Origin of the sequence: Nocardioides caeni, assembly GCF_004912195.1 — a bacterium.
Taxonomy (GTDB): domain Bacteria; phylum Actinomycetota; class Actinomycetes; order Propionibacteriales; family Nocardioidaceae; genus Nocardioides; species Nocardioides caeni.
The window spans coordinates 1-22,039 of record NZ_STGW01000010.1 but is presented as its reverse complement, the minus strand read 5'-3'; the positions used below and the strand labels follow the sequence as shown (position 1 = coordinate 22,039).

Genomic DNA, 22,039 nt, shown 5'->3' with positions numbered 1-22,039 from the left:
CGCCAAGCGCCTCCAGGCCGGTGGGGGCGACGAGGTCTGGATCTCCGCCGACGACCCCGCCTGACCCACTTCGGTGGTCGAGGAGCCCCGCGAGGAACGAGCGGGGCGTCTCGAGACCGCTGTGGTCAACTCCGCCAGGTCCGCACCGGCATCTCGAGACGCTCGCTGGCGCTCGCTCCTCGATGACCTGGGAGCTAGACGAGCTCGGCGGCGTACTCGTCCTTGACCCGCCGGGTCGCGCGGTGCTCGGACCAGAAGCTGAGCACGGGCACGGTGCCCATCAGCAGGGTGACGACGGTGAAGCCGTTGGTCCAGTCCGCCCGTCGCGACAGCAGGAACGCCGCGATGAGGAAGAGCATGTAGAGCCAGCCGTGCGCGACGCCGAGGTAGGCGGAGATGTCGGAGCCGATCTGCCAGCCGTCGCCGGTGCCTTCGGCGAGCCACGCGGCGTCGCTGACCAGGTGGCCGTAGTGCAGCGGCAGACCGATGAGGCACAGCACGACGAGCAGGACGCCGACGATGGTCGCCATCACGCGGTAGGCGAGCAGGTTCGTCTTCACGCGGTCGAGGGTACGGCGTCGTCCTCGCCCGTCCCGCCGTCGGGCTGCCCGGGCTCGGGCTCCCGCGTGGTGTCGCGCACATGGCGGAACCAGATGAACGCGGCGAAGGCCGCGAACACCCACCATTCGACGGCGTAGAGGACGTTGCGCAGGCCGGTGAAACGGCTGGCCGGCGGTAGCTGGTCGAGGGAGGCCGGGACGATGCCGGCCGCGGTGTCGGCGGTCGTCGTCTCCTCGGCGATGACGTAGGCGCCGTAGAGGTCGACGTCGACGCGCTGGACCAGGTCGGCGGTCCGCAGCTGCGGGAGTACGTCGTCGCTCGGGTCGTCGTCGGTCTCGCCGGTGCCCTCGACGGGCTGGACCCAGCCGTGGACCTCGGCCTCCCCGGTGGGGGCCGGGCCGAGGTCGGCGAGGTCGGTGCCGGCGGGCACCCAGCCGCGGACGACGGGCACGGCCGGCTCGTCCGGGCCGCCGACGGTCAGTGGCGTCACCACCCAGCGGCCGTCCTCGCCGGCGTGCTCGTCCTCGCCCGCACGGCCGGCGATCAGCACGGTGCCCTCGGGCAGCCACGTGCCGGCGACGTCGACGGGCCGGCCGACGTCCTTGGCGGGGAATGGGTCGTCGGGGCCGAGGACGTCGGCGAAGGCGACCGGGTCGGCGTGGGTGAGGTCGAGGCGCTCGGCGGCGCGGCGCTGCTGGAAGGCGTCGTACTGCCACACGCCCATGCCGACCGCGATGCCGACGCAGAGGAGTCCGAGCAGGTGGGCGCCCCACAACCGCACGCTCCACCACCGCACCACGTCGTCAGGGTACGTGGACGCTGCGGTCAGTGACCCAGCAGCCACCACATGACCGGGACCGCGGAGACCGGGAGGGCCAGCAGGCCGATGGCCCAGTCGCGGCGGCTGGCGGCGTCCCAGTCGGGCACGGGCGGCCGCTCGTCGAGCAGGACCCCCACCGCTGCCGACGTACGACGACCCGGCGCGCACCTCAGCGGCAACCCGGCGTCGCCCGGCTCGCCCACGACATCAGCGATCGCCAAGGGCTCGTCCTGTCCCTGCGCTGCCGCGGCCCGGGTCCCCCAGGAGGTGTTGCGTTGGGTGAGCATCGCCCAGTAGATCTGCCAGCTGATCACGGCGGAGTAGGCGAACGCGTAGGCGATCCCGCCCCACCAGTGCGGGCTGCGCCGGACGCCGGCGTAGAGGAGGCCGTAGAGCACGGCGACCACCTGCAGTCCGACGAGGTAGAGCCAGGGCGAGCCGTCACCGAAGACCGGTCGGAGCACCAGGGAGTAGAGCGCGACGAGGGGACCGGCCAGCTGGAAGACGACGCTGGCGTAGACGGCGAAGGACGCGAGCACCGGCCATCGCCAGGCGAAGCGCACCAGGTGCAGGGTCTCGCGCAGCCACGACTTCTTCCATCGCAGCTGCTGGCGCAGGAAGCCGTGCCACTGGTCGGGCACGAGCGTCGCGCTGATCGCGGTGGACTGGTAGCGCACCTCGCGGCCGCGGCTGAGGAGTGCGTTGGTGAGTGCGCGATCGTCGCCGAAGGTGGCTTCCTGGCCCAGGAATCGCTGGTTCTCCCAGCCGTCGAGGACCTCCAGCAGCGCGGTCCGCCGGTAGGCCGAGAAGCAGCCGGAGGCGCAGATGACGGCGCCGAAGCGGGACTCCGCCGCCTTGATGACGCGGAAGGCCGCGAAGTAGCGCACCTGCTGCAGGCGGGTCAGGAGGTTGGTGCCCGGGTTCTGGACGTCGGCGTGGCCGGTGACCGCGCCGACGCGTCCCTCCGCGTCGCCGATGAACGGCTTCACCAGCTCGCGCAGGGCCTGCGGCTCGAGGACGGAGTCGGAGTCGACGAAGACCACGAGGTCGGCGCCGGCGGCAGCCCGGATCGCCGCCGCCATCGCTGCACGCTTGCCCCGGTTGCGGGAGAAGCGCAGCCCGTCGAGCTGGGGGTGGCGCGCACTACTGGTCCGGATCCGCTCCCAGGTGTCGTCGCTCGAGCCGTCGTCGACGACGATGACCCGCAGCCGGTCGGCCGGGTAGTCGACGCGGAAGAGCGCGTCGATGGTGTCCTCGACGTGCTCGGCCTCGTTGAAGGCGGGGACCGCGATCACCAGGGACGGCAGGTCGGCGTCGGCGACGAGTGTGCGGTCGGGGCGATAGAGGCCGGCCAGCACGATCCGCGTCAGCACGTAGGCCGCCAGCAGAGCGCCATAGGCCATCAGGACCGCGTTGCCGGCCAGGGCGTCCCCGGCCTTGAGCGACACTGCGAACGCCAGCAGGGCGCCTGCGTAGCCGACCACGCTCCACCGCCAGAGGCGCTGTCGCCAGGGACGGTGATGGCCGACCACTCCCGAGGGACGCACCGCTCGGTCGGCGCGCGACCGGCTGCCGGTGAGGTCGTGCAGCGGCTCGATGACGGCGGTCATGGGGTGCTCCCCGGGTTGGTGCCGACTAGCGCCGGCAACTGCCAGATGTCCTGGTCCTCGCGGCCCAGCCGCCAGAAGCCGATCCGCCAGCCACGGTCCGCGGCGAGCTGCGCACGTCGGTCGATGGTGTGCTGGTCGACGTACCAGAGCAGGCGCTGCGCGCCGGCGTACGACGGATCGGGTGCGCTGAGGACGTTCTCGCCCGAGGCGTCGTCGAAGTGCTGCTCGACGAACTCGGCGGGATCGATGTCGCTGTGCTCCCAAGTGGCGGCATAGCGGGTCAGGCAGATCCACTCGACGACCAGGGTCCCCGCACCGGGCGTGCCCTCGTAGGACGTGTCGGGGCGGGCAGCTCGGCTGGAGTCCGGGCACGCCGGCGCGGCGGGGAACGGGGTCCCCGGCCAGACGATGCGGTCGGTGCGCAGCACGTACTGCGACCAGTCCATGCCGTAGAGGTTGGTGCCGAGGGTGAGCTTGGCGATGAGGTCGGGGCGGTCCTCGAAGAGGTCGTCGTAGTAGTCGGTGACCGCCGCGAGCCAACGGATGTCGGCGACCGGTCCGGCCTCGCTCGTCGACCAGTGCAGGCCCCACGCCATGACCCACAGCTCGTCGGCCGCCGCGGCGAGACGGTGGTAGTCGAAGAGGTGGGCACGTCGACGCTTGGTGCTGGTCGAGGAGGAGTCGGTGCAGAAGACGGTCTCGCGGGTCGAGGGGTCCGTGCGGCTGCACCAGTTGGGCGAGACCGCCACCGACACGAGTCCCCCGTCGGCGTGGACGCGCGCCGCGACCTCGTCGACGAGGTCGGAGTAGCCGTTGCGGATCCGGTCCCACCGCTGGTCGACGGTGAGGCCGTTGAGGCCGGTGAGCGGCATGTTCATCTCGAGGTCGAGGCTGGCGCCGTCGTACCCACCGGCGGAGACGACCCGGGCGATCTGCTCGGCCGCGTGGCTGCGACGCGCCGGATCCGTCACGACGGCCTCGATGGCGGCGGGGTCCTCGGTGTGGAAGCGGGGCAGCACGAGGACCTCGCGGTCCTGGAACCAGGTCGTCATCGACGGCCGGCCGGTGCCGATGATGTCGCCCCCGGCGGTGACGGTGAAGAAGGTCGGGAACACACGGTCCAGCTGCTGGTAGTTCCGCTGCGCGTCGCGGAAGGACTCGTCGTCGGTGGTCAGCACGTAGGCCCGGACATCCCCGGTCGCCGGTAGCGGAGCGGTGGTCGCGGCCCGGACCACGACGGGCGCCGACAGGTTGCCGGCGCGGTCGCGGGCACGGACCGACCACTCGTAGGACGTGCCCGGGCGCAGGTTGCCGGCGACGTAGGAACGGCCCAGGGCACCGCCCAGCACGACGCCGTCGCGATGGACGAGGTAGCCGGTGACGCCGACGGCGTCGGTGGCGGCCGGCCAGGCGAGGGTGACGGTGGTGCTGGTCCGTGCCGTCACCGTGAGCCGGGACGGCGCGGTCGGCGCGGTCCGGTCGAGGCAGGCGCGGGTCCGCAGACGGGCGCCCGGGGAGGCCTGCGAGCGACGACCGCGCCGGTCGACGGCGACGGCCCTGACCTCATAGGTGCGTCCGCACCGCAGCGGGACACGCACCCGCGTCGTACGCCGCGTCGACAGCACCGTCCTGCCGTTGGCGCGGATCTCGTAGGAGGCGGCACGGGGCGAAGCGCCGAAGCTGACGACCGCGGCGGTCTGCGCGACGGTCGACACCGTCATCGGGCCCGGCCGGACCGGTCCGGCGGCCCAGGCCGGCGACGCGACACCGTGGGCGCACGCGACCACCGTGAGTGCGGCGGCCAGACGCGCCACGAGCCGTGCGGACACGGGAACTCCTTCTTCGCTGCGGACCCCTCCGGGACGGTCCGTCCCGGAGGGGTCGTGGTGGGTGGGACCGGTCAGCGTCGGACGACGGCGGTCACGACGACGGGACGTCCGGTGGAGACGCCGTCGCGCCCGGCGATCCGGAACACGACCCGGCCGGTGCGGCGGCGGTCGGCCTGGAACAGGACCTGCGTGCCGCGGACGACGACCTTGCCGAAGCGCGGCCGCTGGGCGACGACGAGGCGGACGGCGTCGCCGTCGGCGTCACGGCACACGACGCGGACCGGCACCACGCGACCCCGGCGGAGGTGGATGGTCCGGGGAGCGGTGCAGGTCGGAGCGACGTTGGAGACGCGCACGGTGTAGGTCTCGGCCGAGGTGGTCGCGATGCCGTCGGTGGCGGTCACCCGGAAGGAGTCGTCGCCGAGGTAGCGGGCCGCGGGCCGGTAGGTGACCTGGTCGCCGTCGATGGTGGCGGTGCCGTGCTGCGGGGCGGCGGCCAGGGAGTGGGTCAGGTCGTCGCCGTCAGCGTCGGTGCAGGTGATCGAGATCGTGCGGCTGGTGTCGTGCGGGACGCGGATCGAGCGGCTCGTGCAGACCGGCGCCTGGTTGGTGACGGTCACTGCGACCGTCACCTCCTCGGAGAACAGCTGGCCGTCGCCGGCACGGAGGCTGAAGGAGTCCGCTCCGACGTACCCGGCCGTCGGCCGGTAGCTGACCTCGTCGCCGTCGACGTCGACCGTCCCGTGGGCGGCACCGGTGACGCCGGTGACGATGGACAGGTCGTCGCCGTCGGCGTCGGTGCACTCGATCGGTACGGCGAGGTCGCGGTCGTGCACGACGCTGAGTGCCGCGACCGGCGCGCACACGGGGCGGTTGTTGTCGAAGGTGAGGGTGGCGGTGGTGACCGGGCTCTCCCCGAGACCCACGACCACACCCTTGAACGTGAAGGAGTCGGTGCCGCTGGCCGCGGGGGTCGACTGGTAGGTCACCTCGCCGGTCTGCTCGTCGACGTCGAAGGAGGCGGCCTTGCTGGGACCGGCGACGACGACGTAGGAGTCCACGGCACCGCCCTCGCTGTCGGAGCAGTCGAGCGAGAACGTCGCCGTGACGCCGCTCATGACGTCGACCTGAGCCGTCGAGCACACGACGGTGAGGGAGGGACTGGCCGTGGCCGGCAGCGCCAGGGCGGGGCCACCGAGGCCGGCGATCGCTGCTGCTCCGAGAGCGACGCGGCGGGTGATGGGGTTCATGTGAAGTGATCTCCTGGGTGTCGACGTTCCAGGGGCTGTGGTCGGCCCGGTGCCGGGGCTCCTGAGCGGAAACCCGCGGGACGGCCCGGGTTCGGGACCTTCGACCCCGCCGGTCACGGACCCAGGTCCCGGTCGCCTCAGGTCCCGGCGGCGGCGCCCGATCACCCCTCGCGTGTCCCAGACCCAGCACCGCCCCGCACCCCCGCCGACCGTCGCGACGATCGACCCGACCCAGGTCGCGACCGCGACCGTCCCGGCTCCCGTCTCCGCGCTGACGCTCGGCGTCGTCGGTCTCGGCTACGTCGGCCTCCCCACGGCGCTCGCGTTCGTGGCCGCCGGCGGTCGCGTGGTCGGCTACGACGTGAGCGACGCCCGGCGCGCGGCCATCGCCCGCGGCGAGGTGGACCTGCTCTCGCGCGACCTGGACCGGCTGGCCACCCTGGACGGCGACGACCGGCTCGTCCTCACCGGCGACCCGACCCAGCTCGCGACGGCGGACGCCGTCGTCGTCTGCGTGCCCACGCCCGTCGACGAGCACCTGACTCCCGACCTGACGGCGCTGCGCGCCGCCAGCGCCGTGGTCGTCGAGCAGGCTCGCCCCGGCCAGCTCCTCGTGCTCACCTCCACCACCTATGTCGGGACCACGCGCGACCTGCTGGAGGCTCCGCTGCGCGCGCGGGGCCTCGAGCCCGGCGTCGACGTCTTCGTCGCCTTCTCCCCCGAGCGCATCGACCCGGCCAACGAGAACTTCCCGGTCGAGGCGACCCCCCGGGTCGTCGGCGGGCTCACGCCTGCCTGCACGCGGCGCGCTGTCGACGTACTCGGACGGATGGCGCCCCGCATGCACGAGGTCAGCTCACCCGAGGCGGCCGAGATGACCAAGCTCCACGAGAACACCTTCCGCGCCGTCAACCTCGCCTACGTCAACGAGATCGCCGACGTGTGCCAGCGGCTGGGTCTCGACGTGGCCGAGGTGGTCGGCGCGGCCGCGACCAAGCCGTTCGGCTTCATGCCGTTCACCCCCGGGCCGGGCGTGGGCGGGCACTGCATCCCCTGCGACCCCCACTACCTGCTCTGGCAGCTGCGGGCCGACCGGACCGACGCTCCGCTGGTGGAGGCCACCATGAAGGCGATCGCGGCGCGGCCGGGCCGTGTCGTGCAGCGGGCCCGGGACGTCCTGGCGGAGGCCGGACGCCCGCTCGCCGGGGCCCGGGTGCTCGTGCTGGGGGTGGCCTACAAGCCGGGGGTGGCCGACGTGCGGGAGTCGCCCGCCCTCGAGATCATCGAGCGCCTCCGACGCGGCGGGGCGGCGGTGTCGTTCACGGACCAGCACGTCGACCGGGTGCGGGTCGCCGGCGCGCAGCTGACGTCGGTCGACGCCCCGTGGCGCACGGCGTGGGACCTCGTCGTCGTGCACACCCTCCACGCGGACGTGGACACGCACTGGCTGGCGCACGCGGGCGCCGTCCTCGACGCGACCTATCGCCTCGCGGGTGTCGACTGCGAGCGGGTCTAGCACTGGTCTGACCACTTGACCAGTGCTGTCGGTGCGCCTAGGGTCCTGCCCATGGCCTTGCGACCCGTGATCCGGCAGACCGTCTCCGACCAGGTCTTCGAGCAGGTCCTCGACGACGTGCTCGACGGCGAGCTGGCCGTCGGCGACCCGCTGCCCAGCGAGCGCCGCCTGGCCGAGGTCCTCGGCATCTCGCGTCCGGCCGTGCGGGAGGCGCTGCAGCGGATGGCGCAGACCGGGCTGGTGGAGGTGCGCCAGGGCGGCACCACGACGGTGCGCGACTTCCGGCGTGCGGCCGGTCTCGACCTGCTCCCCCGCCTGCTCGTGCGCGCCGGCAGCTTCGATCCCGGCGTCGCCCGCAGCCTGATCGAGGCCCGCTCCGAGGTCGGGCCGGGCATCGCCGCCCGGGCCGCGGAGCGCGGTGGACCCGGCCTGGCGGCAGGGCTCGAGGAGGTGATCGGCGAGCTCGCCACCACCACCGACGTGGTCCGCTGGCAGCAGCTGACCCTCGACTACTGGGACCTGCTCGTCGACGGCGCGGACTCCATCGTCTTCCGCCTGATGTACAACAGCCTGCGCATCGCCTACGAGCCCGCGTTGCCCGCGCTGGCGTCGGTCCTGGCCGCGGAGGTCGGGCAGCTCGAGCCCTACCGGCTGCTCGCCGCCGCCGTCCGCGCTGGCGATCCCGACACCGCCCGGGCCGCGGCCGGCCGGGTCCTCGCTCCCGCCGCCGACTCGCTGCTCGCGGCCATCGACGCGCTGGGGGCAGACCTGTGAGCCCCCGCGACGCCCACGCGCTGCAGCGGGTGGCCGAGGACGAGGCGCGGCTGGACGGGAAGCTGGACGGGAAGCTGGACGGGAAGTACGTCGGGGAGCGGGCTGCCGGGCGTCGTACGAACCAGTCGATGGGCGAGGTCTTCGCCGAGTTCTGGCGCCACCCGAGCCCGTGGTTGCTGGGCGCCGCGCTGGCGGCTGCGATCACCGGACGAGTGCTCGCGGGCCCCGGCTCGTGGTGGGAGCTGCTGATCCCGGTCGGCCTGGTCGCGGCGCTGCCCGTCGTGGAGTGGCTGGTCCACGTGTTCATCCTGCACTGGCGCCCGCGCCGGGTCGGGCCGGTGACCCTCGATCCGCTGCTCGCCCGCAAGCACCGCGCCCACCACGCGAGCCCGCGCGAGATCCCGCTGGTGTTCATCCCGTGGCAGGCCCAGTTGTGGCTCGCGCCGGCGTGGGCGGGACTCGCCTGGCTGACGACGACGTCCTGGTCGGGCTCGTGGACGGCGATGTTCACGCTGCTGATCGCGGTCTATGCGATCAAGTCGGGTTACGAGTGGACGCACTACCTGCTGCACAGCGACTACCGGCCGAAGGGCGCCTACTACCGGCGGATCTGGCGCAACCACCGGCTGCACCACTACAAGTCGGAGCACTACTGGTTCACCGTGACCTCGGCGGGCACGGCCGACCGCCTCTTCGGCACCGCCCCCGACCCGGCCACCGTCCCCACCTCCCCCACCGTCCAGCGCCTCCACGACCTCTCCCTCTGACTTCGCTCGTCGGGCCGACTTCGCTCGTCGAGTAGCAGGCGAGCGCCAGCGTGCCGCGTATCGAGACGCCCGCAGCCCGTCCGCCGGACCGGGCCAGTCCCAGCACCACGGCCAGACGTCTCGATACGCCCGCTCGTCCCTCGCGGGCTACTCGACGAGCGACAGAGGGCTCGTTCCTCGCTCGCGGCACCTCAACCAGCGATTCCTACCGCGGGAGGTTCCCCCCGGGGGCCGGAGGCAGCAAGATCAGCCCGTGCGCATCCACCACCTCAACTGCGCGACGATGCGGCCGCCGCTGGCGCCGCCGATGGTCGCCCACGTGCTGCTGATCGAACGCCCCGACGGCCTGACGCTCGTCGACACCGGCTTCGGGACGGACGACCTCGCGAACCCGAGGCGACTCGGCGCGCCGTTCAAGGTCGCCGTACGCCCCGCTCTCGACGAGGCGGAGACCGCGCTCGCCCAGGTCCGGGCCCGCGGCTTCGACGCGGGCGACGTCACCGACATCGTGCTGACCCACCTCGACCTCGACCACGCCGGCGGGCTCGGCGACTTCCCGGGGGCGCGGGTGCACGTGCACGCGAAGGAGTACGACGCCGTCCAGCACCCGCCGTTGCGGGAGAAGGCGCGCTACGTGCAGGCCCAGTGGGCGCACGGGCCGCGCTGGGAGCAGCACACGGAGGGCGGTGACGACTGGTTCGGCTTCGCCGCGGCCAAGGCGATCGGCGACGACGTGGTGATGATCCCGCTGCACGGGCACACCCGCGGCCACGCCGGTGTCGCCGTACGACGCGACGACGGGCACTGGCTGCTGCATGCCGGCGACGCGTTCTTCGCCGGTGGGCAGATGGATCCGTCGCCGAGCTGTCCCCCGGCGCTGGCGGCCTTCCAGCGGATGATGGGCGTCGACAACCGGGCGCGGGTCGCCAATCTCGAGCGGCTGCACGAGCTGGCGACGACGCACGGCGACGAGGTCACCGTCTTCTGCGCCCACGACAAGGGGCAGCTGGACGCGCTGCGGGCCTGACGAACGAAGCTCAGCTTGGATTCACCGGTTTGCCGCGTCGCGAGCGTCACCCGATGGGTGCGGCGGCAAGGCGCCCGGCGCGAAGCCAGACTGGCCGTCTGTCGAGCGTCGGCAACGCAGCCGACGCTCCGTCGGGTGGCACGCAGCAGCGGAAAATCGGTGAATCCAAGCTCAGCCCGGGCAGACCGCGAACGGCAGCGTCTGCGCGGTCGCCAGCTCGGCGGCTGCGGCGGCGTCGCCGATCGTGTAGCCGACGCGGCCGCTGGCGGGGTCGGCGACCGGCTTGCTCAGCGCCTGCGCGAACTCCGGCTCGGTCTCCGGCATGACGTCGGCGAGACGGGCGCGGTCGAAGGCGTCGCCGCGCTCGGGTCCGAGCTGGACGGTGGCGAGCTCGGCGCCGAAGGCGACGGTGAACGCGTCGAGCTCGTCGAGCGCCCGCATCGTCGCGGCGGGGGCGGCGGCGAGCTGGGCCTCCATGCCGTCGCCGAAGACGTCGTCGAATTCCAGGCACCCACGGTGGAGGTACGTCGCCACGGCGGTCCGCCCCGACATCGCGACGAGCGCGGGGTCGGCGCCCCAGGCGTCGGCGGGCTCGGGCAGGGGCGCCGAGGACACGAGACGGCGGTCGGTGTCGACGACCGCGTTGCTCAGCAGGCCGACCCCGGCGCGCACCGCACGCTGGACGGCGGCCATCGAGGTGTCGTCGTGGAAGGCGATGATCCAGGCGACGCTCCCCTCCTCGGCCTCGGGCCAGGTGGCCTCCCAGGCGACGTCGTCGGAGGAGAAGCCGAAGTCGGCGCGCAGTCGCTCGTCGACGGGCCGGAGCAGGCCGGTCGACAGCGCTGCGGTCCGCGGCACCTGGGTCCAGAACCGGTCCCGCTCGCCGGCAGGGCTCTCGCTGTCGAGCGCGCCGAAGCCGAGGACGAGTCGGAGCTGGTCGAAGTCGGTGACGCTGATGGTGGTGACGTCGGCCGGCACGAGCGGGAGTACGGCGGCGGACGGCTCGAGCGAGGCGTCGTACTCCGGGACGGGGGTCTCGACCACGTCGACCTTCTGGTGGACGGGCTCCGGGTCGGCGGCGCACGCCGTCAGCAGTCCGAGCGCCAACGCGCCGGCCACCATCCCCGCTCCCCTCACGCGGGAGATCTTGCCATGTCGGGCCGGTGAGAGCGGTTTGAGACGCGTCTCACAATTTAACCCGTCGGTCATGCCGGGAAGGCCCGCGCGAGGTCTAGCGTGGCAACCGCGGTCGTCGACTGAAATCCTCCCTATCTCCGACCCGGCGATCGCACGTCCCATGGGGGGACGGAATCATGACGAAATCGCCTGCTCATCGAGCATCGACGTCGTCTCGGGTATCACGTCGTACGTTGCTCCGCACCGGTGCGCACGCCCTCTGGGTCGCACCGACCATCGCCCTCGCCTCGACAGTGCCGGGCTCGGCCACGTCGGGCTCTCCCTCGGTGACCGTCACGGCCAACCGGATCTCCAAGACCTCGCTGTTGGGCACGGGAAGCGTCACCTATGACGTCACCGCGACCGTCGGCGGCACGGGTTCGGTGACCGGTCTGCAGGTGGTCATCGCCAACAACGGGCCGGGGGTGGACCAGAAGGTGCTGCGTCCCGGCGCGCTCCTGCTCGCGGCCACCCGCCACACCCTGGTGAACTCGTCCGGCTGGGCGATGCAACCGGCCAACGGTGAGGGCCCCTATGTCGCCACCTACCTCGGCGGTGCCGACGGTGGCGAGGTCCTGTCCGGCGACAGCCGGACCTTCCGGGTCCGCTTCGACAACTGCAACACGAACCCGACCTTCCGGGTCACCCTGTCGCCGGCGGCCTCACCGTCGACCAGCGGCAGCCTGTCCACCAGCTCCATCACGGTCAAGCCGTTCGGCTGAGCCCCTCCACACCCCACGCATGTGAGCCCCGGACCACCGGTCCGGGGCTCACGTGTCTGTCGGCACCGGTGGCCGGTCAGCTCAGGGCAGTGCGGGCTCCGGATTGACCCGCCTGAACTGCTGCGCGGCGTCGTCATCGATGAGCCCCTGCTCGGCCAGCCATCGCACCGCGTGGACCTTGCCCCGGGCGTCACTGTAGACGCGCCACACGGAGATCCGGTCGGCCTGACGCCGATGGAGCTCGTCCTGGAACCGTCGGAAGGCCCCCTTGCCCTGCAGCGTGCCGCCCAGGCGTTCGCCCGCCGCCCGGTCGCTGATGCCCTCGGCGAAGTCGACCATGTCCTGATAGCGGACGTACGACGGCAGCGGCTCGATCTGGATCAGGTGGTCCAGCTCCTCGAGGTCCACGGGGTCTCGCCGTCGATGCCGGTGTCGCTCGTCCAGATCACGATCTCGCCGGACTGCGGGTCGATCAGCCACACATGCTCGTAGTCGGTCTGGTCGGCGAGAGCCATCGCGAGCTCGTCGAGATCGATGGCACCCAGGTCGAGCATCCCGCCAGCGTAGGTGCTCCGCTACCGGGGCCGCCACGAGCCGGCACTGCCTAGGATCGGCTGCGTGACCGCAGGTGACGCCGACGACCTTCGCCGCCAGTTCGATGCCCTGACGTCCGGTGCCGAGCTGAGCGATCTCCGCCAGCTTTTCGGCAACGTGGCTCAGATCGCGGGCGGCTTCGTCAAGCGCACCCACAACCCCCACCTGCGCCGCCCTCGACGTACGGAGCCGGTCGTCCTCCGGGTGCGGGTGGACCTGAACGACGCCGAGCCGCCGATCTGGCGCCGCCTCGACCTCCGGTCGGACCTGACCCTGGCCTCGGTCCACCAGGTGTTGCAGACGGCCTACGACTGGTCCGATTCGCATCTGCACCGATTCTCGATCGGCGGGGACACCTTCGACATGGCCGCGGAGTGGTTCCTGTGCGAGTGGGAGGTGGAGGAGGGCGAGGACGAGGGCACTCCCGACACCGACGTCACCCTCGAGGAGACGTTGGTCGACCCGGGCGACGTCCTGCACTACGTCTATGACTACGGCGACAACTGGGATCTGACGATCCGGCTCGAGGAGGTCATCGACCTCACCGACGGGACGCCGGCAGCGCGGTGCCTGGAAGGCGAACGCGCGGCACCACCCGACGACTGCGGCGGTCTTCGTGATGCCGAGGACCTCGCCGAGATCCTCGCGGACCCGACGGCATTCGATGTCGACGACCTCAACCATCGCCTTGTCTCCCCTGCCACGGGTCTCGCGGACTGGGGAGTACGTCGCGAGCTGGTCGACCTGCTCGACCAGCTCATCAGGACGCCGGTCGGCGGTGACCTGGTCGCGCGAGCGGTGGCGATCAGCACGCCCGAGGTCCCCGACGCCGAGACCGTTCGGTCGCATCTTGCTGCCTATCAGTGGTTCCTCGACCGCGCCGCGGACAACGGGATTCCGCTGACGGCGGCGGGCTACATGAAGCCGGCCGAGGTCGAGGCCGCCGCTGGCGTCGTACCAGCGGCGAGCGACTGGATCGGCAAGAAGAACCGGGAAGACCTCACGGTCCCGATCCTTGAGTTCCGCCAGTCGTTGCAGCAGATGGGCTTGCTGCGGAAGTTCAAGGGGAGCCTGCTGCTGACCCGCGCCGGCAAGGTCGCTCAGCGCGACGCCGGGGTGTTGTGGCAGTACCTCGCCGACCACCTCGTCGACGGCTCCGGCGACACGTTCGGGGCACAGGCCCGACTGCTGGCTCTGCTGTGCCTGGCCTCCGAGCCGAAGGGCGCTCATGAGCGTCGCCTGGCCGATGCCCTGACCCACCTCGGGTGGCGACAACGCGACGGACGACCCGTCAGCCCGGATCAGGGTCAGTGGGCCATCCGCGAGGTCATCAACCTGCTCGGCAACGTCGCGGAGGCGCCACGTGATCGACCGATGCCGCGGTCGAACCGACGCGCACTGTCACCGGTCGCGGTGCTGCTGATCAATGCCGCGCTGACGAGCGACGGCTGAAAACGACCACCGAGGTTGCCGACTACCTGACTCGCAAGAACCGCAGCCGAGCCTGGACGGCCTTCTTGAGGCCGTGGAGCTTGTCGGGCGGGTACGGCAGTACGTCGATCTGCTCGAGCCAGACCTCGGTGGCGTCCGACGTCCGGGCGATGATCTTCTCGATCGCTCTGGGTCGCAGGCCGAGCGTCGTTCCGAGCTCGAGGAACTTCTTGCCCGTGATGTTCGGGCCCTTCTCTCCGCTGACCGACAGCGCGAGCTTGTGGTCGTCGTAGAAGTAGGTGCTGGGGAGGTCGTAGGCAGGGGTTGGCTGCCATCGCCCGGTCTGGTCCTGCATGACGGAGAAGTTCTTCGCGTGGGCATCGCCGTTGATCGAGAGGTAGGCCTGCACGATCTGGGTGAGGAACTCGGCCGCGGCCGGGATCGGTGCCTCGCAGAGCCCGGTCAAGCGGAGCAAGAGCTCTTCCGTTCGGATGCTGTACTTGCTCGCGGGCGGCAGGCCGAGCACTTGGCAGCCGTCCTCGACGGGCAACGACAGCGTCTCGCCGGCCGGGGTCTCGATTCGGTCGAATCGGGTGACCGCCAGACCGAGCTCGTCGTCCTTGTCGGCAACGATCCGAGCGTCAACCGTGCGAATCCCGGCATGCTTGGCAGCGTTGATGAAGAAGTGCTCGTTCTCGACGAGGTGCCTGACCCTGGGTGGGTTGAGCTTGAGGAGCTGCCGGCGACCGCGCGCGTCGACCGGCAGGCTGATCATCTGCGCGGACAGCTTGTCCTGCACGCCGGGCAAGCCCACCCTGTCGGGGTTCAGGCCGGCAGCCCGGAGGACGTCTCTGAAGCTGAGGAGGTCGTAGCCGACGATGCTCAGCGCTGGATTCGCGGCCGCCAGTTCCGCTCCCTCGGGGACGACCTGGACATCGCCGATGGTGTCGCTGCCGACGCCGAGCAGCAGACTGAGCTCGTCGTCTGGAGAGGTCTTCACGCCTTCGCGCAGCTCTGTCAGGCGGCGTCCCTCGGGCAGAAGGCCGGTGAAGAAGGCCGGCAGTGCACCTCCCGGCATGGTGATGACATCCGTCGTGACGGGCAGGGTCGAGGCCACGGGTGGGCCAGCATGGGTGATCCAGTCGCGGGTGTAGGCGAACTCGATGAGCCCCGCAGAGGTTCGGGTCAGGTGAGCGGCGAGCTGTCCTGACTTGTACACGTCGGCGCGGTCGACGTCCTTGAGCGACTCGAGCTCCGGATGCAACATGGCAGCGATCTGCTCGGGCCCCTCGTCCACGGCCGGCCCTTCGCCGTCCCGGTCAGCTGTCATCGTCCGGTCTGTCGACGAGGTCGTAGGTCTGTTCCAGCTGCGCCGAGACGCCGAGTGTGGTGGCGGCGCCGCGGGCGAGCTCGAGATGGAGGCCGAGCACGTCGAGGATGGCGAGCAGCGTGTCGAGGCTGACGTTGCGCCCTGCTTCGAGCGCGGCGACTGAGGTCCGGGCGACGCCAGCAAGATCGGCCACGTCGATCTGAGACATGTTGATCTCTTGGCGCCGCGCAGCCACCGCAGCAGCGAATTTGCCGACCTTCACGGCACGGTCTCGCGGGGAGATGCGCGACTTGCGTTGCAGAGTCATGCCGCCGTTGCCTCCGTTCATGGCCACTGCTCGCGGCCAGCTACAGGTCGCTATCGCATGACTTCACGGTCATTAGTCGCGCCCTGCCGCCCAGCGTACGACTCGCCCCCACTAAAGTCCAGAAAGTCCGCCATCAGTGTCGCGGCCAGCCTCAGTCGTCATCCATTGAGCCTAATGTCCATGATTGACGTCATTAGAGATGCTGCCGGTAGGTCTCGGGAGGACGAGATCCCACGGCACCGGTGGCCGGCCGCGTCGAGCTGACGCGCCGGGCCACCGGGAACCCCTGCCGATGTGGTCGGGCCACTGTTCACGGATCACGGTCGCCACACGGGATCGAAGCCCGCCGTAGCCCGTCCGCCCCAGGGGTGGGGCGAGAGGACCAGCGTACGGCGACGCGCCCTCCTCGTTCGTCGAGGAGCTTGCGCAGCAAGCGTCTCGAGACGCCCGTAGCCGCGCACCCGACGCTCATCGAGGAAGGGTCGGGACCTCGCCCTAGGGTGGCCGCACGATCACCAGCAAGGGCACTCCGATGCACTTCACCGAGCAGCCCGACCTCCGGGTCCGCATGACGACCTTCGTCTCGACGTTCGCGGACGCCGAAGACGAGTGGCCCCACGCCTGGACCCTCGTCGAGGTGGAGCCGGCCGAGTGGAGCTGCACCGTGCCGGTCCACGAGCTCGTGCAGATCCTCCGCACCGGTTCGGCCGACGCTGACCTGCGCCGCCTGCCCCACCACTGGCACGGCGACGACCTCACCCTCGAGCTCGGTCCCGCCGCCATCACCGGGTCCGCCGAGGACTGGTTGGTCCTCTGCCGGCGCCTCATCGACGCGGCAGAGAGCGCGGAAGGTGTCTCCGAGTTACCCGACACTCGACCCTGGCCGGGTGAGCGGTTTCCCTTCTCGATGGAGTCGATCGAGATCGCCGGCAAGACGCCTCCGGCTCCGCCCTCACTGTCCCCGGTCGAGCGGCTGGCCCTGGCCGGTGGTTTCGAGCCGAGGGAGTTCGTCGAGCTGTTCGGTGCTGGCTGGGTCGAGTGGGAGGACACCCACACCGACGCCGTTCGCTTCCATGACGGCCTGTTCCTCTGGGGCACCCCGGCCCAGCTGGCGGCGACGACCGACGCCGGCCCGGGTGGTCTCGCTGTCGGCGTCCCCTGCGGGATGTGGAGCGGCCCCGCGCACCTGGGCTACGAGCTGACCGACCCCACGCCCGTCAGCCGCGACCTCACCGACGAGGAGATCCGCGCCGTCGTGAAGCCACTGCTCGCCCGCCGTCGCCGCTCCTTCACCTGGTGCCGCTACTGCGGCGACCGGCTCGCGCCGGAGCACCGGTTCGAGCCGACCGTCTGCTACGGCTGCGCCACCGAGTGGTTCGGCATCGTCTACTGACGCGATCGAGACGCTGGGCACGTGCACCGCGCGGACCTGGGCCCGGGCGTCACTGAAGGCGTGCCCCACGCAGTTCAGCTCGGGGTGTCGTAGATGGGACTCGTCCCGGAACCATCGGAAGGCCCTCCGCCTGCAGCGTGCCGCTCAGCCGTTCGCCCGCCGCCAGGTCGCTGATTCCCTCGGCGAAGCCGGTCATGTCCTTGTACCAGACGCACGACGGCAACGGCTCGACCTGGATCAGCTGGTCCGCGCCGTCAGGAGCGCGTCCGTTTGCGCCCCGGCCACGGTCACGCTGTGCTCGGCGCCGCCCTCGCGGCTGCACACGTAGACATTGCGTCCGGCACTCACCTCGGTCGAGCCCGATCGCTCGACGGTGTCCATGACATGTGGGTCGTTGCCGTCCACGGTGACGTCGTCCTCGCCGCTTTGGAGGGGATGTGACGGAGGGATCTGCGAGAGTACGTTTTATGAGCGCGAACGGCGAGGCGGCCCCTGTCGGAGACCACCCGAAGGCTCGCCGCCGCTTCCGAAAGCCCGATATGAACCGTGCCGAGGCCCTCAACCACTACCAAAGTTGGAGCGGGTCGACCAGGTCGCAGGTCGCAGACGAGATCGACCGGGTGGGCGGCGTCGAGTTCCGCGACAACTTCTCCCAGGACGGCTATTGGAACTCGATCCAAGTGTTCGACGCGTCGGGTGAGTTCGTCGCGGACCTGATGAAGACGCAGATTCGCTACCCGCTTCCGTATGCTCCTGCTGGCGCGGAGGACCGGGGAAGCAAGGACGGCCTGCTCGTGCTGTCGCTGGACGGGGTGGTGCGGGCGGGCGGGGCTCGGTCCGCGAGCCGTCCCGAGCCTGAGCGGAAGCACTGCCCGAACCACCCTGGAATCGCACTGCCCGCGTCGGGCGTCTGTGACGACTGCTGACGCCCGACGCCCCTGGCCCAGGCCTATGCCGCCCGCCCGAAGGCCACCCCACCCAAACGAGACCAGCCCATCGGGCACTACCGACTGCGCTACGACCACATCGACACCTGGGGCAAGGTCAGTTTCCGTCGGGCCGGAAAGATGCACCACCTCGGCGTCGGCTATCTCCTACGTGACTCATGTCTGGACTCAGGTGAGACCTATGTCCCGACTCATCACAAGTGGAGCCTAGGGGACTCGAACCCCTAACCCCCTGCTTGCAAAGCAGGTGCGCTACCAATTGCGCCAAGGCCCCTCGTGGCCGGGCGTCTCGTGACGGTCGCGGGGCGACCTCCTCGACGACCGGGAGGTGGTGGGAGTCAGCTCTTGGGGAGCGTGTCGGTGGCCTCGGCCCAGAGGGCCTTCTCCGCCTTGCTCTCCTGGAGCTTCTTGCTGGCGACGACCGCGCCGAGTGCGGCCAGCGCTGCGAGCAGCAACTTCTTCACTGTTCCAACCCTTCTCCCAAAGAAGCCCCGGTCCGCGCGAGGCGGCCGGGGCTTGCTCGTGGGCCTAAGAGGACTTGAACCTCTGACCCCCACATTATCAGTGTGGTGCTCTAACCGTCTGAGCTATAGGCCCGGGTGGCTTGCTGTTGTTGGGTGGAAGCCCCGCGGCAGCAAGCCGAGGACGGACATTACCGGAGGGGTGGCGGGAGGGACAAAACGGGGCGAGGGTCGGGGTCGCGAGGGTTGGGAGAGCGGGCTGCGGAGGTCTCGATACGCCCGCTCGCTGGCGCTCGCGGAGCTACTCGACCAACGACAGGACGGCTACTCGACCAACGACAGGACCAGCTCCTCGACCAACGACAGTGGCGGTCAGGCGTCCTCGGCGAGGGTGAGCTCGACGCCGCCGAGGAGGGCGGCGGACATGTTGTAGAGGAAGGCCATCAGGGTCGCTGCCGCGGTGATGAGTACGACGTCGATGGCGGCCACGAGCATCGTGAAGCCGAGCACGCGGCTGGTGCCCAGGTAGTCCTCGACGCGGAAGCCGGCGACGTCCTCGCCGCCGATGCTCTCCTGGATGGTGGAGTTGATCGAGTCCCACACGCCTGCGGCGCCGAGGACCTGCCACACCATCGCGACCGAGACCACGGTGACGACCGCGAACGCGATGGAGAGCAGGAACGACGTCTTCATGACCGACCAGGGGTCGATCCGGGTCAGGCGCAGCCGGGCGCGCCGCGGCGGGCGCGGACCGCTCGGGGCGGCGGCCACGGCACCGCCGGGGCCGGTCAGGGCGCTCTTCGGGCCGGTGACCGTGGACGTCGAGGCGTCACCTCGCGACGCGCCCACGACGGGACGGGTCGCGGTGTCCTCGACGCTCTCGGTCATCAGCTCTCACTCTCACCGGGCTCGGGCGCCTCGGCAGCCGAACCGTTGTCAGTTGCCTCGATTGTGGCATCCGGAGCCTGATCGGGCGATTCCGTCGCCCCAGCACCCTCAGCACCCTCGGCAGGCTCCTCGGCCAGCTCCTCGTCCTTCGACTCCCCCGACCGGGCCACGACGGCGACCGCGTCACCCTTCTTCGGGCTGACGAACTTCACGCCCTGGGTCGTGCGGCCCTTGGCCGAGAAGTTGTCGTCGATGGGGGAGCGCACGACCTGACCGGTCTGGGTGATCGAGAGGATCTCGTCGCCGTCGACGACGATGAACGCGCCGACGAGACGGCCCTTCGCCTCGTTGATCAGCTGCATCGCCTTCGTGCCCGAGCCGCCACGGCCCTGCAGGCGGTAGTCCTTGATCGGGGTGCGCTTGGCATAGCCGGTGTCGGTGATCGTGAAGACGTATTGCACGTTCTCCTCGCTCTCCTCCCGCGCCGCGTCCTCCGCGCGGATCACCGACATCGACAGCACCGCGTCGTCGGCGAACTTGAACTTCATGCCCGTCACGCCGGCGGTCGCGCGGCCCATCGGGCGCAGCGCGTCGTCGTCGGCCCGGAAGCGGATCGACTGCGCCTTCTCCGACACCAGCAGGATGTCGTCGTCGCCGCTCACCAGCTCCGCGCCGATCAGCGCGTCGTCGTCGTGCTTGAAGTTGATCGCGATGACACCGGCCTGGCGCGGGCTGTTGTAGTCGCCCAGACGGGTCTTCTTGACCAGGCCCTTGCGCGTCGCGAGGACGAGATACGGCGCCTGCTCGTAGTCACGGATCGCCAGCACCTGGGCGATCGACTCGTCCGGCTGGAAGGACAGCAGCCCGGCCACGTGACCGCCCTTGGCGTCACGCGAGGCCTCGGGCAGGTTGTAGACCTTCGTCCGATAGACCCGCCCGGCCGTCGTGAAGAACAGCAGCCAGTGGTGCGAGGTCGTGGAGATGAAGTGGTCGACCACGTCATCGCCACGCAGCGACGCGCCACGCACGCCCTTCCCGCCACGCTTCTGCGTGCGGTACTGGTCGGCGCGGGTCCGCTTGGCATAACCGCCGCGGGTGATCGAGACGACCTGGTCCTCGTCGGGGATCAGGTCCTCCATCGACATGTCGCCGGCGGCCGCGATGATCTGCGTACGACGGTCGTCGCCGTACTTCTCGACGATGCCGTTGAGCTCCTCGATCACGATCGACCGCTGGCGGCTGACGTTGGCGAGGATGTCCTTGAGATCGGCGATCTCGGCCTCGATCTTGGCGAGCTCGTCGATGATCTTCTGGCGCTCGAGAGCGGCCAGACGACGCAGCTGCATGTCGAGGATCGCGTTGGCCTGCAGCTCGTCGATGTCGAGCAGCTCGATCAGGCCACGGCGGGCGTCGTCGACCTCGGGCGAGCGCCGGATGAGCGCGATGACCTCGTCGAGCATGTCGAGCGCCTTGGCCAGGCCGCGCAGGATGTGGGCCCGCTCCTCGGCCTTGCGGAGCCGGAACTCCGTGCGCCGACGGATGACCTCGATCTGGTGCTCGACCCAGTTGCTGATGAACTGGTCGAGCGTCAACGTCCGCGGGACCCCGTCGACCAGGGCGAGCATGTTGGCGGAGAAGTTCGTCTGCAGCTCGGTGTGCTTGAGCAGGTTGTTGAGGACGACGCGCGCGACCGCATCGCGCTTGAGCACCACGACAATGCGCTGGCCCACCCGCGAGGACGTCTCGTTGCGCACGTCGCTGATGCCCTGCACCTTGCCGGCGTCGGCGAGCTCGGCGATCTTCACGAGCAGGTTGTCGGGGTTGACCATGTAGGGCAGGTCGGTGATGACCAGGACGGTGCGACCCGACTTGTCCTCGTCGACCTCGATGATCGCGCGCTGGGTGATCGAGCCGCGGCCGGTGCGGTAGGCCTGCTCGATGCCCTCCTTGCCGACGATGAGCGCGCCGTTGGGGAAGTCGGGGCCCTTGATCCGCTCGATCAGCGCGTCCTGCAGCTCCTCGCGCGATGCGTCCGGGTGCTCGAGCGCCCACACGGCGCCGTCGGCGACCTCGCGCAGGTTGTGCGGCGGGATGTTGGTGGCCATGCCGACCGCGATGCCGGCGGAGCCGTTGACCAGCAGGTTGGGAAAGCGGGCCGGCAGGATCGTCGGCTCCTCGGTCTTGCCGTCGTAGTTCGGGGTCATGTCGACGGTCTCTTCGTCGATGTCCCGGACCATCTCCATGGCCAGCGGCGCCATCCGGCACTCGGTGTAACGCATGGCTGCGGCGGGGTCGTTGCCCGGCGAGCCGAAGTTGCCCTGGCCGGCGACCAGCGGGTTGCGCATCACCCACGGCTGCGCGAGCCGGACGAGGGTGTCGTAGATCGCCGAGTCACCGTGGGGGTGGTAGTTACCCATCACGTCGCCGACGACGCGGGCGCACTTGTTGAAGCCGCGGTCGGGGCGGTAGCCACCGTCGTACATCGCGTAGAGGACGCGCCGGTGCACCGGCTTGAGGCCATCACGTACGTCGGGCAGGGCTCGGCCGACGATGACGGCCATCGCGTAGTCGATGTAGGAGCGCTTCATCGACTCCTGCAGGTCGACGGGCTGGATCCGCCCGCCGCCGTCGCCGCC

At 70.7% G+C, this 22,039-nt stretch carries 22 protein-coding genes and 2 tRNA genes; 8 read left to right on the top strand and 16 right to left on the bottom strand.

Annotation, left to right across the window (positions count from 1 at the left end):
- Positions 1–194 precede the first annotated feature (194 nt).
- The 5 genes from E9934_RS14045 to E9934_RS14025 form a co-directional block, all read right to left on the bottom strand.
- Entirely contained in the window at positions 195–560 is a 366-nt protein-coding gene (locus tag E9934_RS14045; protein WP_202977313.1) for a DUF3817 domain-containing protein, read from the bottom strand.
- Entirely contained in the window at positions 557–1,360 is an 804-nt protein-coding gene (locus tag E9934_RS14040; protein ID WP_136563528.1) for an SURF1 family protein, read from the bottom strand. Before E9934_RS14040 ends, E9934_RS14045 begins: the two co-directional genes overlap by 4 nt.
- A gap of 26 nt (positions 1,361–1,386) precedes the next feature.
- Positions 1,387–2,991, bottom strand: a complete 1,605-nt coding sequence (locus E9934_RS14035; protein ID WP_136563527.1) for a glycosyltransferase family 2 protein — start codon at positions 2,989–2,991, stop codon at positions 1,387–1,389.
- A complete protein-coding gene (locus E9934_RS14030; protein WP_136563526.1) occupies positions 2,988–4,820 on the bottom strand; it encodes a fibronectin type III domain-containing protein in 1,833 nt (610 codons plus the stop codon). The genes E9934_RS14035 and E9934_RS14030 overlap by 4 nt, the downstream gene beginning before the upstream one ends.
- A gap of 71 nt (positions 4,821–4,891) precedes the next feature.
- Positions 4,892–6,070 carry an Ig-like domain-containing protein gene (locus E9934_RS14025; protein WP_136563525.1) on the bottom strand — a complete coding sequence of 393 codons (1,179 nt, stop codon included), beginning with the start codon at positions 6,068–6,070 and terminating at the stop codon, positions 4,892–4,894.
- A gap of 172 nt (positions 6,071–6,242) precedes the next feature.
- Here E9934_RS14025 and E9934_RS14020 point away from each other — a divergent pair, with 172 nt between their 5' ends.
- The 4 genes from E9934_RS14020 (at position 6,243) to E9934_RS14005 (ending at position 10,154) form a co-directional block, all read left to right on the top strand.
- Complete coding sequence (locus E9934_RS14020; protein WP_202977312.1) at positions 6,243–7,586, top strand: nucleotide sugar dehydrogenase; 1,344 nt, start codon at positions 6,243–6,245, stop codon at positions 7,584–7,586.
- 51 nt (positions 7,587–7,637) lie between these two features.
- Positions 7,638–8,360: a FadR/GntR family transcriptional regulator gene (locus tag E9934_RS14015; RefSeq protein ID WP_136563524.1), complete on the top strand. Its 723-nt coding sequence runs from the start codon at positions 7,638–7,640 to the stop codon at positions 8,358–8,360.
- The gene (locus tag E9934_RS14010) at positions 8,357–9,127 is read left to right on the top strand and encodes a sterol desaturase family protein (RefSeq protein ID WP_136563523.1); all 771 of its coding nucleotides are present in this window, start codon (positions 8,357–8,359) and stop codon (positions 9,125–9,127) included. The genes E9934_RS14015 and E9934_RS14010 overlap by 4 nt, the downstream gene beginning before the upstream one ends.
- A 253-nt stretch (positions 9,128–9,380) precedes the next feature.
- Positions 9,381–10,154: an MBL fold metallo-hydrolase gene (locus E9934_RS14005; protein ID WP_136563522.1), complete on the top strand. Its 774-nt coding sequence runs from the start codon at positions 9,381–9,383 to the stop codon at positions 10,152–10,154.
- Between the two features lie 171 nt (positions 10,155–10,325).
- Here the strand turns inward: E9934_RS14005 and E9934_RS14000 are convergent, their stop codons facing one another.
- On the bottom strand, positions 10,326–11,291 hold the full coding sequence (locus E9934_RS14000; protein WP_136563521.1) for a hypothetical protein: 966 nt from the start codon (positions 11,289–11,291) through the stop codon (positions 10,326–10,328).
- Positions 11,292–11,524: 233 nt separating this feature from the next.
- Here E9934_RS14000 and E9934_RS13995 point away from each other — a divergent pair, with 233 nt between their 5' ends.
- Complete coding sequence (locus E9934_RS13995; protein ID WP_136563520.1) at positions 11,525–12,052, top strand: hypothetical protein; 528 nt, start codon at positions 11,525–11,527, stop codon at positions 12,050–12,052.
- Positions 12,053–12,133: 81 nt separating this feature from the next.
- Here E9934_RS13995 and E9934_RS13990 read toward each other — a convergent pair whose 3' ends face one another.
- Entirely contained in the window at positions 12,134–12,460 is a 327-nt protein-coding gene (locus E9934_RS13990) for a UPF0158 family protein (protein ID WP_202977311.1), read from the bottom strand.
- Positions 12,433–12,606 carry a hypothetical protein gene (locus E9934_RS20055; protein WP_202977310.1) on the bottom strand — a complete coding sequence of 58 codons (174 nt, stop codon included), beginning with the start codon at positions 12,604–12,606 and terminating at the stop codon, positions 12,433–12,435. Before E9934_RS20055 ends, E9934_RS13990 begins: the two co-directional genes overlap by 28 nt.
- A gap of 64 nt (positions 12,607–12,670) precedes the next feature.
- Here E9934_RS20055 and E9934_RS13985 point away from each other — a divergent pair, with 64 nt between their 5' ends.
- Positions 12,671–14,098, top strand: a complete 1,428-nt coding sequence (locus tag E9934_RS13985) for a plasmid pRiA4b ORF-3 family protein (protein ID WP_158295007.1) — start codon at positions 12,671–12,673, stop codon at positions 14,096–14,098.
- A 22-nt stretch (positions 14,099–14,120) separates the two neighbouring features.
- Here E9934_RS13985 and E9934_RS13980 read toward each other — a convergent pair whose 3' ends face one another.
- Positions 14,121–15,374 carry a type II toxin-antitoxin system HipA family toxin gene (locus E9934_RS13980; protein ID WP_158295006.1) on the bottom strand — a complete coding sequence of 418 codons (1,254 nt, stop codon included), beginning with the start codon at positions 15,372–15,374 and terminating at the stop codon, positions 14,121–14,123.
- Between the two features lie 22 nt (positions 15,375–15,396).
- Entirely contained in the window at positions 15,397–15,735 is a 339-nt protein-coding gene (locus E9934_RS13975) for a helix-turn-helix transcriptional regulator (protein WP_136563517.1), read from the bottom strand.
- Between the two features lie 511 nt (positions 15,736–16,246).
- On the opposite strand from E9934_RS13975, the gene E9934_RS13970 reads away from it, so the two are divergent.
- Positions 16,247–17,107: a hypothetical protein gene (locus E9934_RS13970; protein WP_136563516.1), complete on the top strand. Its 861-nt coding sequence runs from the start codon at positions 16,247–16,249 to the stop codon at positions 17,105–17,107.
- A gap of 237 nt (positions 17,108–17,344) precedes the next feature.
- On the opposite strand, the gene E9934_RS19660 is transcribed toward E9934_RS13970, so the two are convergent.
- A complete protein-coding gene (locus tag E9934_RS19660) occupies positions 17,345–17,512 on the bottom strand; it encodes a hypothetical protein (protein WP_158295005.1) in 168 nt (55 codons plus the stop codon).
- 62 nt (positions 17,513–17,574) lie between these two features.
- Between E9934_RS19660 and E9934_RS13965 the strand changes: the two genes are divergently transcribed.
- On the top strand, positions 17,575–18,033 hold the full coding sequence (locus E9934_RS13965; RefSeq protein WP_136563515.1) for a hypothetical protein: 459 nt from the start codon (positions 17,575–17,577) through the stop codon (positions 18,031–18,033).
- A 222-nt stretch (positions 18,034–18,255) separates the two neighbouring features.
- On the opposite strand, the gene E9934_RS13960 is transcribed toward E9934_RS13965, so the two are convergent.
- From E9934_RS13960 to gyrA, 5 genes are all read right to left on the bottom strand, one after another.
- Positions 18,256–18,328, bottom strand: a tRNA-Ala gene (locus E9934_RS13960).
- Between the two features lie 64 nt (positions 18,329–18,392).
- A complete protein-coding gene (locus tag E9934_RS20295; RefSeq protein ID WP_238694959.1) occupies positions 18,393–18,518 on the bottom strand; it encodes a DLW-39 family protein in 126 nt (41 codons plus the stop codon).
- Between the two features lie 59 nt (positions 18,519–18,577).
- Positions 18,578–18,651, bottom strand: a tRNA-Ile gene (locus E9934_RS13955).
- A 236-nt stretch (positions 18,652–18,887) separates the two neighbouring features.
- Complete coding sequence (locus tag E9934_RS13950; RefSeq protein WP_136563514.1) at positions 18,888–19,403, bottom strand: DUF3566 domain-containing protein; 516 nt, start codon at positions 19,401–19,403, stop codon at positions 18,888–18,890.
- On the bottom strand, positions 19,403–22,039 hold a 2,637-nt coding region (gyrA, locus tag E9934_RS13945), incomplete at its 5' end, for a DNA gyrase subunit A (protein WP_136563513.1). The genes gyrA and E9934_RS13950, both read right to left, overlap by 1 nt.